Below are 13,193 nucleotides of genomic sequence, written 5' to 3'. Positions count from 1 at the left end.
GCGTAAGGCTCCGGCACCGTCATTGCGGCAACTCCATTTCGCGTACGGGCATTCGGTGCTGGCTCAAAGCGTCTCCAGCCAGGCGCGGCGCTGATCGTAGGGAAGGTCGACGTAAGTCTGCATCGCCACTCTGCTGTCTTCGGACAGCATGGTTTCCAGGAAGGCGGCGCTTTCCATTTCCAGGCCGGCGGCCAGATGGGTATCGCTGCCGGCGTAGATCGCGCGCTTGGCGCAGGCGATCGCTTTCGACGGCAAGGCGGCCACTTCATGGGCGATGCGGCTTGCGTGGGCGACGGCATCGTCGGCGAGTTCGTTGACGATGCCGAGGGCCAGCGCCGTTTCGGGATCGACGACTCTCGAGCGCAGGATGAATTCCGCCGCGCGGCCAACGCCGATCAACCGGGACAGGCGCTGCGTGCCGCTGCCGCCAGGGATGATGCCGAGGCGCACTTCCGGGAAGCCGTAGCGGAAATCACCGCGCTGGCCGATACGGATATCGCAGGCCAGGCTCAGTTCCAGACCGCCGCCCATGGTGTTGCCATTCATCGCGGCGATCACCACCTTGGGGAGATCGCGCAGGGCCAGCAGCAGGGCGTGGTAGTTGCGGTTCAGCGAGGTGCCGATGCTGCGCAGGCTGTCGTTGTCGAGCGCCAGCGCCAGCAGTTCCTCGACGCTGTAGTGGGTGATGAAAGCGCCGCCCGGCGCACCGCAGAGCACGATGGCGCGGACGGCTGGGTCCCGCCAGGTTTCGATCAGTTGCGCGAGTTCCTGCGCGCCCTCGGCGCAGAAGTAGTTCATCGGCGGATTGCGGTAGGTCGCCACCACCACACCATCCGCGAGCTGCGTGGACCAAAGTGCCATTGCGTCTGCCCCTTCGAAGTTCTTGCTGCGTGGTGGATCGATCGCCGGCTGGCAGCATGCCGAAGGATGCGGCTTGATGAAATGAGAAGCAGCCCCTGTCGGCAGCCCAAGCGAGCTGAGCGTCCATAATGGCTCCTCGTCTTCACACGCCAGGAATGCCCATGACCGACGTCACGATCACCCTTCATCTGAACGCCTACCGCGAGCGCGCGCTGAGCCTGCAGCCGGAACGGCGCGAAGCTGAAGAAGCCTACGACGCCAACTACCGCGACTACGTGAACTACCTGACCGACGAAGCCGCGAAAGCGGGCTACGCGCTGAGCACCGATCACGGCGACAGCACTGCTTACTCGATCCACGCACCGACTCACGACACGAAGCAGGCCGCGCACGACTGGCTGGCCACCTTGCCGGATATCTGGAACTGGATTCCCTGAGTTCCGCCCCGCCCTTGCATCGCGCTTGCATCTGGGGCCAACAGGACTACGATCTTCCCGCCGCCCTGCGAAGCCGTATTCCGCTTCGATGCGCAGGACTGTAGCGTTTCCGAAGCAGCGATAGCGGAATGACGGCCTCGTCCAGATGCGGTGTTCGATCTGGAGGAGGATTCATGTCATGAGCAATCTCGACACCATCACGCTGCTCAATCGTCTGATCGTGACCACCAAGAATGGCGAGGCGGCCTTGCGGGCTGCGGCCAGCGAGGTGCATCACGCGGAGCTGCAGGAATCGCTGGAGGAATACTCGCGCTTCTTCGCCGATGCGGCACGCGAGCTGCAGGCCAGCGTCGAAGCGCTGGGCGGCAAGCCGAAAGGCAGCGGCACCTTCGACAACACGCTGCATCGCACCTGGCTGCACATCAAGGCCAACGCCTATGGCCGCGACGAAGCGGTGATTCTCGATACCGTGGAGGCCGACGAACAGGAGGCCGATGCGCGTTACTCGGATGCGCTGACCTGGTCGACACCGCCGGAAATTCACGCGCTGCTCGAACGGCAATACGAGGGCACGCATCAGCGCCATGACCACATCCGGCAGCTGCGGCAGCAGCTGGAACACGCGGCCTGAAGCCGGTCATCTTCCGTTGACTCAGCACCGGGCGGATCTCGATCCGCCCGGCCACTGCTGACCGCGAATCAGCCGCCGGGGCAGTCCGCCGCAAACGCTGCTTCGAAGCGCTTGCGGACGATGGGCAGTGGACAGGCGCCATCGATTTCGCCCTTGTCGCAGCCCGGCATCTTCACCACCAGCCTGCCCGGCGGATGGGCGAGATCGAGCGGCGCATTGCTGCGCATCTGCTGCAAGGTCTGGTAGTACAGCACCGTGCGCACGTAACGCTTGCCGTCCGCCGGGTTGATCAAGCGCTCGAAAGCCAGGGTGCCGCCCATCGGGAACTGATCCGGCTGATCCGGCAGCGACCACTGCAGGCCGAGCATGCCGGTGATCGACGCCAGATGCGTATCGCGGCCCACGAACGCGGCGAGGCGGCTGGCGCGCGGTGGCGTGCCCGGTGCCGGGCTTGCATCGCTTGCCTCGGAAACATCATCCAGCGCTGCCAGCAGCGCGCGCGCCAGCGGCGAACCGTTGCGCGCTGCGATGTACGGCGGCTGGCGGCTCAGGCGCAGATAGAGATTGCGCGGGCCGAGCAGCGGTGACAGCGTTTCCGGCGTGGCGGCATCGCCCCAGGCGACATCCTTTTCCGGGAAGCCCTGGATGTATTGCAGCAGGAAGTTCTCGCCAACCGTGGTCGCCGATTTCAGGCCGCCTTCGATGGTCACGCCGGTCTTGCCGCCTTCGAGCACGTTGCCGAAATCCTCGATGCCGCAGGACGGCGCATCGTTGACGCAGCGCGTGCCGCTGCGCACCTGCAGGATGTCCTGCATCGCTTTCAGGCTGGCGCGTTCGCTGCGGGCCGCCTGATCGAGACTGCCACGCGCCGCCTTCAGGATCGCCGCGCTCGCCTTCGGCACGCTGAGCTTGCAGAGGCCCACTTCAACCGGGTTGAACAGCGGGTCCGGCCCCTTGTCCTGCGGCGCGAAGCCGGTCTGCAGGCCGCAGCCGGGGAACATGCCGTCGAGCAGCGCCTGGGCACTGAGCGGCACGCGACGGACGACGTTGTCGGCCCAGGCGGCGACCGTGCCGGCTTCAGGGCAGCCCTTCTCGGGCAGCAGGCCGGCAGCAGCGTAGGACTGCCGGTAATAGCCGCCGAGCGTGATCAGCAGGCTGATGCCGCGTTCGGTCAGTTCACCGGGGCCGACTGGCCATTGCGGCCAAGGGCGACGCGACGAAGGCGCCAGTTGCTCCGGCGTCTGGTTCGGCGAACGCGCGCCGTGGCGCATCAGGAAAACCGATTTCTCGAGCGTCAGTGCCGGCGCCTGGTTCGGTGCATCTGCGGCTGATGCTGCAGTCGAAATCACCAGCGCCAGAAGCAGCGACGCACAGCCGCTCGCACGCCGGATTCCGGCCATGTCGTTCGTCGTCATCGGGATCAGGCGGCCTTGGCAACCTTGCCGGGCTTCTTCGCAGCGACATCCGCCGGAGCGGCTTCGAAGCTCAGGAAACCGTCGTCGATCGGATCGCTGAGCAGCATCGGCTGATCGCGCTTGTAGTCGTGCAGCACCCGCCATGGCAGGGATTTGCCCTGACGGGGCAGGGTCTGCGCGGCGCGCATCACGTACCCGGATTTCAGGCTGCCGAAGATGGTGTCGTCATCGCGCTCACCGGCCGGCGCGCGTGCCTCGAAGCGCGCGTAGCCATGCTGCTTCATGTGGCTGAGCAGGCGGCAGATATACCGGGAGGCGATGTCCGCCTTCAGGGTCCACGGCGCATTGGTGTAGCCGACGATCCAGGCGAGATTCGGCACGCCTTCGAGCAGTGTGGCCTTGTAGGTCAGATGATCGTTCGGCTGTATGGCCTTGCCGTCGACGCTGATCTGGACGCCGCCGAACACCTGGAGGTTCAGGCCGGTGGCAGTGATCACAATATCCGCCGCCAGTTCGTCACCGTTCTTGAGCTTGATGCCGCCCTCGGTGAAAGACTCGATCTCGGCAGTGACCACCGACGCCCGGCCCTTGCGGATGGCCTTGAACAGATCGCCATCCGGCACCGCGCAGAGGCGCTCTTCCCAGGGGTTGTAGCGCGGCGTGAAGTGCTTCATGTCGACCTTGTCGCCGACCTGCTTCTCGACGTTGTCCATCAGCAGCTTGCGAGCCTTCTCCGGCCAGCGCAGCGAGCCGAAGTACATCGCTCGCAGCAGTGCCAGATTGCGCTTGCGGGTGATCGCGTAGACCAGCTTCCTGGGCAGGAACTTGGACATCGTCCGGGCGATCGCGTCGGTGCCTGGCACGCTGAAGATGAAGCCCGGCGAGCGCTGCAGCATGGTCACGTGCGCGGCGTCATCGGCCATCGCCGGCACCAGAGTCACGGCGGTGGCGCCGGAGCCGATGACGACGACGCGCTTGCCCTTGTAATCCAGCCCTTCCGGCCAGAACTGCGGATGTACGCGCGTGCCCTTGAAACGTTCCTGGCCCGGGAAGTCCGGCAGGAAGCCTTTGTCGTAGTTGTAGTAGCCGGTGCAGCTGACCAGCACGCGGCTCTGGTAGGTCTGCTCGCGGCCGCTGGCTTCGTCGAGCGCGTGCACCGTCCACAGATTGGTCTTGGTCGAGAAATCGGCGCGGACGATCTTCACGCCGTAGTGAATGTTTCGATCGACGCCGTATTCCTTGGCGGTTTCGGTGACGTACTCGCGGATCGAGGTGCCATCCGCCAGCACCTTGAACGAGTTCCACGGCCGGAACGCGTAGCCGAAGGTGAACATGTCGGAATCCGAACGGATGCCGGGATAGCGGAACAGATCCCAGGTGCCGCCGATGCGGCTGCGACGCTCGAGGATCGCGTAACGCTGGTCCGGGCAATCGCGCTGAATGTGGCAGGCCATGCCCACGCCGGACAGGCCGGCACCGATGATCAGCACGTCAAAGGGGTTTTGCATCGCACGTTCCTCGTTCTTGTTGGGCTGCCGGGCTGCGGCTGTCAGAGCGATCCCATTCGCTCACGACACACGCCCTGCGGACGCGATCCTTGGTGGAGTCGTCGTCTGGGTGAATGATCGTTTATCTCGATGCATTCGCCAACAACAGATGTGCACTCAGGCTGTTGTCGGCCCTGAACGAGGCGCTATCGACTGGCCTGTCAGTGAGGGCCGCCGGGTGCGGGTTCGACAGCAGCAGCCGGAACGGCCAGAGCGGCAACTTCCGGTGTTGCTTCCGCCGCGGCTTCTTCAGGCGCTTCGTCGAGAGAGCCGCCGGAATACTCACGCGTCTGCTCGCCCTTCGCCGCGGCTTCGGCATCGATGGTCATCACGACGATGCTGATGCGACGGTTGATCGGCGCCTGTGCGTTTTCCTTGTCGAACAACACCGACGACGACAAGCCGACGACGACGGCGATCTTGTCTTCGCTCAAGCCGCCAGCCACCAGCGCGCGACGCGCCGCGTTGGCGCGATCAGCCGACAGCTCCCAGTTCGTATAACCATTGGCCTTGCCGTACGGCGTGGTGTCCGTGTGACCGCTGATGCTGATGCGGTTCGGCACTTCACCAATGAATCGCGCGAGTTCGTGCAGAATCTCGACGGTGTAGGCCTTCAGGCTGGTGCTGCCGATATCGAACATCGGACGGTTCTGCTTGTCGACGATCTGGATGCGCAGGCCGGCGGGCGTGATGTCGATCAGCAACTGATCCTTGAATGGCGCCAGCGACTGGCTGGCCTCGATCGCCGCGCTCAGTTCCTTCATCAGCGATTCCAGGCGCTTGCGCTCCTGTTCCTTGGCCATCTTCTTCGCTTCTTTCGGATCGGCTGGCCGGATCGTCGCCTTCTTCAGTTCCATGCCGCTGCCGAGCTTGATCAGGCTGGTGCTGGCACCGCCCGGTCCGTTGATGCCGGGCGACGGCGCGGTTGCACGGCCGTCCATCATGCTCGGGTTGTTGAAGTACTCGGAGATCGCGCCCCGCTGCTCTTTGGTGGTTGCGGCGATCAGCCACATCAGCAGGAAGAACGCCATCATCGCGGTCGCGAAATCGGCGAAGGCAACCTTCCAGGAACCGCCGTGATGACCGCCGGCGACAACTTTCTTGACCCGGCGAATGACGATGGGCGTGATCGTGTCGCCCATGTCACTTCGCCCCTTTCAGATGGGCCTCGAACTCCGAAAAACTGGGCCGCATGTCGATCGTCAGCGACTTGCGGGCGAACTCCACGGCGATGTTCGGGTTGTAGCCATGCAGGTTGGCGACCAGCGCCATCTTCACGCATTCGTAAGCCTTGGAATCTGCCTTGGCCACGGTCTCGACCGCGATCGCCAGTGGGCCGACGAAGCCGTAGGCGAGCAGGATGCCGAGAAAGGTACCCACCAGTGCCGCGGCAACGTGTTCGCCGACGGCAGCGATGTCACCGCCGATCGCCCCCATCGTGATGACGATACCGAGCACGGCAGCGACGATGCCGAAACCTGGAAGCGAATCGGATACCCGCGTCAGCGCATGGGCTGGCGCTTCGGCTTCGTGATGATGGGTTTCCAGTTCCAGATCGAGCAGCGGTTCCAGCTCGTGCGGACTCATGTTGCCGGAGACGATCATCCGCAGACAGTCGGTGATGAATTCGAGCAGATGATGATCCTTGGCGATGCTCGGATACTTCGAAAAGATCGTGCTCGCGGCTGGATCTTCGATGTGTCCTTCCAGCGACATCATGCCGCTCTTGCGGGCGGTGCTCAGCAGTTCGTACATCAGCCCGAGAATCTCGAGATAGCTCTGTTTCTTGTAATGCGGACCCTTCAGCACCGAGATCACGCTGGAAAACACCGCCTTGACCACTTTCATCGGATTGGCGATCAGGAAGCCGCCGAACGCTGCCCCGCCGATCACCAGCAGTTCGTAGGGCTGCCAGAGCGCCATGATCTGACCGTGAGACAGCACGAAGCCGCCGAGCACACTGGCAATGACAACGAGAGAGCCAACAATGGGCAGCATGGCGAATTCCGAGGGATGGACGAGGAACAGCAACGTTCACTTCGTCTATCGGCAGCGGCGGGCTTTGCTTGATGTCTATCGATCAGGAACCGGCAAGCGGCGGCAATCAAGGGCTTTTCGGTAACGGATCAGGCCGCGGGCCCGGGACGCAGGGCGCGGATCCATGGCGAACGAGGCAGAATCGGCCAGTCCTTCCGAAGCCTGCCTTCCCATGTCTGAGTCCGACCGCGATCACTACTACGAGCCCCGAAACGGCCATGGCCTGCCCCACGATCCGTTCAATGCGATCGTCGGACCACGGCCGATCGGCTGGATTTCGAGCCAGGATGCGGAGGGCCACCGCAACCTGGCGCCCTACAGTTTTTTCAATGCATTCAATTACGTGCCGCCGATCATCGGGTTCTCGAGCATTGGCTACAAGGACACCGTGCGGAACATCGAGCAGACCGGCGAGTTCGCCTGGAACCTGGTGACACGTCCACTCGCTGAAGCCATGAACGCGAGTTGTGCGCCGGTGGCGCCTGAAGTCGACGAGTTCGTGCTGGCCGGCCTGACGCCAGCTCCGTCACGGCTGATCAAGGCACCTAGAGTCGCCGAAAGTCCGGTGTCCTTCGAATGCCGGATGACCCAGATCATCCAGTTGAAAGGCCATGACGGAACGCTGGCTGATAGCTGGCTGATACTGGGCGAAGTCGTTGCAGTCCACATCTCCAGATCGTTGCTGAAGAATGGAATCTACGACACGGCAGCGGCGCATCCGGTACTGCGTGCGGGTGGCCCTGGCGATTACTACGAGATCGAAGCGAGCAGCCGCTTCCAGCTGTTCCGTCCAACAGCCTGACATCGCTGTTTTTTTTGGATTAAGAAAAGCCGTTCAAAGGAAAACCCCCTGACCGGTTAACGATCAGGGGGTTTTGGTTGGAGCCTGGCAGTGTCCTACTCTCGCATGGTCTTGGCCACACTACCATCGGCGCTGAGCTGTTTCACTACCGTGTTCGGGATGGGAACGGGTGGTTCCAACTCGCTATGGCCGCCAGGCAAACTGTTTGAGGGATCAGTCTTGCGACTGATCTCTCGAATTGGGGTTGTAGTCAAACACGTTGGGCAACATCAATGCCTTGGTTACTTCACGTTTCGGCTTGTTACCGCTTTAGGCCTTGGCGTTACAACTTGTAGGAACGCTGTGTCTCGGTCAGATTGTGTCTGAGCCAAGAACGCTTGAGCGTTATATGGTCAAGCCTCACGAGCAATTAGTACGCGTTAGCTCCATGCATTACTGCACTTCCACATCGCGCCTATCAACCTTGTTGTCTACAAGGGCTCTTTAGGGATCTTAAGATCCGTGATATCTCATCTTGAGGTGGGCTTCCCGCTTAGATGCTTTCAGCGGTTATCCCGTCCGTATTTAGCTACCCGGCGATGCCACTGGCGTGACAACCGGAACACCAGAGATACGTTCAACCCGGTCCTCTCGTACTAAGGTCAACTCCTCTCAAATATCAAACGCCCACGGCAGATAGGGACCGAACTGTCTCACGACGTTCTGAACCCAGCTCGCGTACCGCTTTAATTGGCGAACAGCCAAACCCTTGGGACCTGCTACAGCCCCAGGATGCGATGAGCCGACATCGAGGTGCCAAACACTGCCGTCGATATGGACTCTTGGGCAGTATCAGCCTGTTATCCCCGGAGTACCTTTTATCCGTTGAGCGATGGCCCTTCCATACAGAACCACCGGATCACTTAGACCTACTTTCGTACCTGCTCGACTTGTTTGTCTTGCAGTCAAGCAACCTTATGCCTATGCACTCACTGCGCGATTTCCGACCGCGCTGAGGTTACCTTCGCACTCCTCCGTTACTCTTTGGGAGGAGACCGCCCCAGTCAAACTACCCACCATACATTGTCCCTGACCGGGATATACCGATCGAGGTTAGAACTCCGAAATTACCAGGGTGGTATTTCAAGGTTGGCTCCATCAAGACTAGCGTCCTGACTTCAATGCCTCCCACCTATCCTACACAAGCAATTTCAAAGTCCAATGTAAAGTTGTAGTGAAGGTTCACGGGGTCTTTCCGTCTTGCCGCGGGAACACTGCATCGTCACAGCGATTTCAATTTCACTGAGCCTCGGAAGGAGACAGTGGGGCTATCGTTACTCCATTCGTGCAGGTCGGAACTTACCCGACAAGGAATTTCGCTACCTTAGGACCGTTATAGTTACGGCCGCCGTTTACTGGGGCTTCGATCAAGAGCTTCGCCTTGCGGCTGACCCCATCAATTAACCTTCCAGCACCGGGCAGGAGTCACACCCTATACGTCCACTTTCGTGTTTGCAGAGTGCTGTGTTTTTGATAAACAGTCGCAACCCCCTCTTCACTGCGGCCTACTTGCGTAGGCGAACCTTATCCCGAAGTTACGGTTCAAATTTGCCGAGTTCCTTCTCCCGAGTTCTCTCAAACGCCTTAGGATACTCTCCTCGCCCACCTGTGTCGGTTTGGGGTACGGATTCCTTTTGCCTGAAGCTTAGGGACTTTTCTTGGAAGCATGGTATCAACCACTTCGTCTCAAAAGAGACTCGTCATCACGCTTCAGATAATCACTCCGGATTTGCCTAGAGTGCACTCCTTTGCGCTTAAACCACCATCCAACAGGTGGCTGGTCTAACCTTCTCCGTCCTCCCATCGCAGCTAAGGAAGTACAGGAATATTAACCTGTTTGCCATCGACTACGCCTTTCGGCCTCGCCTTAGGATCCGACTTACCCTGCGCCGAAAATCGTTGCGCAGGAAACCTTGGGCTTACGGCGTGCAGGTTTTTCACCTGCATTATCGTTACTCATGTCAGCATTCGCACTTCCGATACCTCCAGCAACCCTTACGAGTCACCTTCGCAGGCTTACGGAACGCTCCTCTACCGCGCATATTGCTATGCACCCGCAGCTTCGGTACATCGCTTAGCCCCGTTACATCTTCCGCGCGGACCGACTCGACCAGTGAGCTATTACGCTTTCTTTAAATGATGGCTGCTTCTAAGCCAACATCCTGGCTGTCTATGACTTTCCACATCGTTTACCACTTAGCGATGATTTAGGGACCTTAGCTGGCGGTCTGGGTTGTTTCCCTCTTCACGATGAAATTTAGCTCCCACCGTGTGTCTCCCGCGATTGAACTTCAGGGTATTCGGAGTTTGCAACGGTTTGGTAAGGACTTATGTCCCCCCTAGCCGTAACAGTGCTCTACCCCCCTGAGTTAGACGCGAGGCGCTACCTCAATAGCTTTCGAGGAGAACCAGCTATCACCCGCCTTGATTAGCCTTTCACTCCTATCCACACCTCATCTCCGACTTTTTCAACAGGCGTGAGTTCGGGCCTCCATTGTGTGTTACCACAACTTCACCCTGGACATGGATAGATCGACGGGTTTCGGGTCTACAGCCTGCAACTAAGCGCCCTATTAAGACTCGGTTTCCCTACGCCTTCCCTATACGGTTAGGCTTGCTACAGACTAGTAAGTCGCTGACCCATTATACAAAAGGTACGCCATCACCCTTGCGGGCTCTGACTGCTTGTACGCATCCGGTTTCAGGTTCTATTTCACTCCCCTCACAGGGGTTCTTTTCGCCTTTCCCTCACGGTACTGGTTCACTATCGGTCGGCAACGAGTATTTAGCCTTGGAGGATGGTCCCCCCATATTCAGACAAGGTTTCACGTGCCTCGCCTTACTCGATTTCATCTCATGCAGTTTTTCGTGTACGGGGCTATCACCCGCTATGACCAGACTTTCCAGACTGTTCCACTAAACCGCACAAAACTTAAGGGCTACTCCCCGTTCGCTCGCCACTACTAGGGGAATCTCGGTTGATTTCTTTTCCTGCAGGTACTTAGATGTTTCAGTTCCCTGCGTTAGCCTCCCTTGCGGGATACGGCCTAAGCCGTGGGTTGCCCCATTCAGAAATCCTCGGATCAAAGCTTGTTTGCCAGCTCCCCGAGGCTTATCGCAGGCTACTACGTCTTTCATCGCCTGTTGCCGCCAAGGCATCCACCAGATGCGCTTGGTCACTTGACCATATAACCTCAAACGTTCTTTCGAGCATTCGAAATTACGGTTTTATAACCACAACTATTCCTACAATTACGTTTACTTCCGCCGTTAAGCACCAAAGGCATTGAGAACGTCACAACTCATTACTGAATCGTCACGCTGTTGCTTTACAGTGTTTAACTACAACCCTAATTTTTAAAGAACAGTTCAAATCAGATACCGAAGCATCCGATTCATCAAAATCATCTGCTTGCGCAAATGGCTTGGATCAATCGAAATAAATGGTGGAGCCAGTCGGGATCGAACCGACGACCCCCTGCTTGCAAAGCAGGTGCTCTCCCAGCTGAGCTATGGCCCCGGTCGTCCAGTTACCTGGAGATTCCGTTCCGTTGTTGGAGATGTGACCCTCCGATAATGGTGGGTCAAATGGTGGGTCTGGGAAGACTCGAACTTCCGACCTCACCCTTATCAGGGGTGCGCTCTAACCACCTGAGCTACAGACCCGAACAACGGATAGAGCGCCGAATCAGCCCTGATGACAGGACGATCCTTGGGCAACTCTGATTTCTGATGACAAGTGATTTTTGCTGGATGCTTCCGAACGCTTGAGAAGCGTTCTCTAAAGGAGGTGATCCAGCCGCAGGTTCCCCTACGGCTACCTTGTTACGACTTCACCCCAGTCATTGACCACACCGTGGACGGCGTCCCCCTTGCGGTTAGACTACCGGCTTCTGGTGCAGCCAACTCCCATGGTGTGACGGGCGGTGTGTACAAGGCCCGGGAACGTATTCACCGCGACAAGTGCTGATCCGCGATTACTAGCGATTCCGACTTCATGGAGTCGAGTTGCAGACTCCAATCCGGACTACGATCGGCTTTCTGGGATTAGCTCCCCCTCGCGGGTTGGCAACCCTCTGTACCGACCATTGTAGTACGTGTGTAGCCCTGGTCATAAGGGCCATGATGACTTGACGTCATCCCCACCTTCCTCCGGTTTGTCACCGGCGGTCCCCTTAGAGTGCCCAACTGAATGATGGCAACTAAGGGCAAGGGTTGCGCTCGTTGCGGGACTTAACCCAACATCTCACGACACGAGCTGACGACAGCCATGCAGCACCTGTGTTCAAGTTCCCGAAGGCACATCCGCATCTCTGCAGACTTCTTGACATGTCAAGACCAGGTAAGGTTCTTCGCGTTGCATCGAATTAAACCACATACTCCACCGCTTGTGCGGGCCCCCGTCAATTCCTTTGAGTTTCAACCTTGCGGCCGTACTCCCCAGGCGGAGAACTTATCGCGTTAGCTACGACACCGATTTGCTAAGCAAACCAACGTCAAGTTCTCATCGTTTACGGCGTGGACTACCAGGGTATCTAATCCTGTTTGCTACCCACGCTTTCGTGCCTCAGCGTCAAAACAGGCCCAGGAGGTTGCCTTCGCCATCGGTGTTCTTCCAGATATCTACGCATTTCACCGCTACACCTGGAGTTCCGCCTCCCTCTACCGTTTTCTAGTCTGACAGTATCGGCCGCAATTCCCAGGTTGAGCCCGGGGCTTTCACAACCGACTTATCAAACCGCCTACGCACGCTTTACGCCCAGTAAATCCGATTAACGCTAGCACCCTCTGTATTACCGCGGCTGCTGGCACAGAGTTAGCCGGTGCTTATTCTGTCGGTACCGTCAAGACTTCAAGTATTAATTGAAGTTTTTTCTTCCCAACTTAAAGTGCTTTACAACCCGAAGGCCTTCTTCACACACGCGGTATTGCTGGATCAGGCTTTCGCCCATTGTCCAATATTCCCCACTGCTGCCTCCCGTAGGAGTCCGGACCGTGTCTCAGTTCCGGTGTGACTGATCATCCTCTCAGACCAGTTACGGATCGTCGCCTTGGTGAGCCATTACCTCACCAACAAGCTAATCCGACGTAGGTTCCTCTAAAAGCGTGAGGTCTTGCGATCCCCCACTTTGCTCTTGCGAGATCATGCGGTATTAATCCGGGTTTCCCCGGGTTATCCCCCACTTAAAGGCAGATCCCTACGTATTCCTCCCCCGTCCGCCACTAGGTATTGCTACCTCGTTCGACTTGCATGTGTTAGGCATACCGCCAGCGTTCAATCTGAGCCAGGATCAAACTCTCCAATTAATTTAAAGCTAACTGGACTGCCCCAAAGTGCCGAAGCAACTTCAAGGTCATAGAGCGATCGATGGGCTCTTTACTGCTTTCATCGATGCTCCGTAATGCATTGGCTTCATGCCAAGC

The 13,193-nt window shown here is 58.8% G+C and carries 7 protein-coding genes, 2 tRNA genes, 3 rRNA genes and 1 pseudogene; 3 read left to right on the top strand and 10 right to left on the bottom strand.

Going from position 1 to position 13,193, the window contains the following annotated elements:
- Nucleotides 1-63: 63 nt before the first annotated feature.
- A complete protein-coding gene (locus G513_RS24110) occupies nt 64-861 on the bottom strand; it encodes an enoyl-CoA hydratase/isomerase family protein (protein WP_022978427.1) in 798 nt (265 codons plus the stop codon).
- A 161-nt stretch (nt 862-1,022) separates the two neighbouring features.
- On the opposite strand from G513_RS24110, the gene G513_RS0118885 reads away from it, so the two are divergent.
- Nucleotides 1,023-1,298: a hypothetical protein gene (locus G513_RS0118885; RefSeq protein WP_022978426.1), complete on the top strand. Its 276-nt coding sequence runs from the start codon at nt 1,023-1,025 to the stop codon at nt 1,296-1,298.
- A 178-nt stretch (nt 1,299-1,476) separates the two neighbouring features.
- Nucleotides 1,477-1,929, top strand: a complete 453-nt coding sequence (locus G513_RS0118880) for a PA2169 family four-helix-bundle protein (protein ID WP_022978425.1) — start codon at nt 1,477-1,479, stop codon at nt 1,927-1,929.
- 68 nt (nt 1,930-1,997) lie between these two features.
- On the opposite strand, the gene G513_RS0118875 is transcribed toward G513_RS0118880, so the two are convergent.
- The 4 genes and pseudogenes from G513_RS0118875 to motA all read right to left on the bottom strand — a co-directional run bounded on the left by G513_RS0118875 (nt 1,998) and on the right by motA (nt 6,889).
- A complete protein-coding gene (locus G513_RS0118875) occupies nt 1,998-3,344 on the bottom strand; it encodes a histidine-type phosphatase (RefSeq protein WP_022978424.1) in 1,347 nt (448 codons plus the stop codon).
- 5 nt (nt 3,345-3,349) lie between these two features.
- On the bottom strand, nt 3,350-4,852 hold the full coding sequence (locus G513_RS0118870; RefSeq protein WP_022978423.1) for a flavin-containing monooxygenase: 1,503 nt from the start codon (nt 4,850-4,852) through the stop codon (nt 3,350-3,352).
- A 206-nt stretch (nt 4,853-5,058) separates the two neighbouring features.
- Nucleotides 5,059-6,033: pseudogene (gene motB / locus G513_RS24105) on the bottom strand (flagellar motor protein MotB); the annotation flags it as partial.
- A 1-nt stretch (nt 6,034) separates the two neighbouring features.
- Entirely contained in the window at nt 6,035-6,889 is an 855-nt protein-coding gene (gene motA / locus G513_RS0118860) for a flagellar motor stator protein MotA (RefSeq protein WP_028475760.1), read from the bottom strand.
- A 211-nt stretch (nt 6,890-7,100) separates the two neighbouring features.
- Here motA and G513_RS0118855 point away from each other — a divergent pair, with 211 nt between their 5' ends.
- Complete coding sequence (locus tag G513_RS0118855) at nt 7,101-7,730, top strand: flavin reductase family protein (RefSeq protein WP_028475759.1); 630 nt, start codon at nt 7,101-7,103, stop codon at nt 7,728-7,730.
- Between the two features lie 82 nt (nt 7,731-7,812).
- On the opposite strand, the gene rrf is transcribed toward G513_RS0118855, so the two are convergent.
- The 5 genes from rrf to G513_RS24100 form a co-directional block, all read right to left on the bottom strand.
- A 5S ribosomal RNA gene (gene rrf, locus G513_RS0118850) occupies nt 7,813-7,927 on the bottom strand.
- Nucleotides 7,928-8,118: 191 nt separating this feature from the next.
- A 23S ribosomal RNA gene (locus G513_RS0118845) occupies nt 8,119-10,955 on the bottom strand.
- A 258-nt stretch (nt 10,956-11,213) separates the two neighbouring features.
- Nucleotides 11,214-11,289: transfer RNA gene (locus tag G513_RS0118840), tRNA-Ala, on the bottom strand.
- A 69-nt stretch (nt 11,290-11,358) separates the two neighbouring features.
- Nucleotides 11,359-11,435, bottom strand: a tRNA-Ile gene (locus G513_RS0118835).
- Nucleotides 11,436-11,552: 117 nt separating this feature from the next.
- Nucleotides 11,553-13,076 (bottom strand): 16S ribosomal RNA (locus G513_RS24100).
- The 16S, 23S and 5S rRNA genes sit together here with 2 tRNA genes alongside, the layout of an rRNA operon.
- Nucleotides 13,077-13,193: the final 117 nt, after the last annotated feature.

This window comes from Nevskia ramosa DSM 11499, assembly GCF_000420645.1.
Lineage (GTDB): Bacteria > Pseudomonadota > Gammaproteobacteria > Nevskiales > Nevskiaceae > Nevskia > Nevskia ramosa.
The sequence above is the reverse complement of the archived record's forward strand: the minus strand, read 5'-3'. Positions and strand labels throughout refer to the sequence as shown.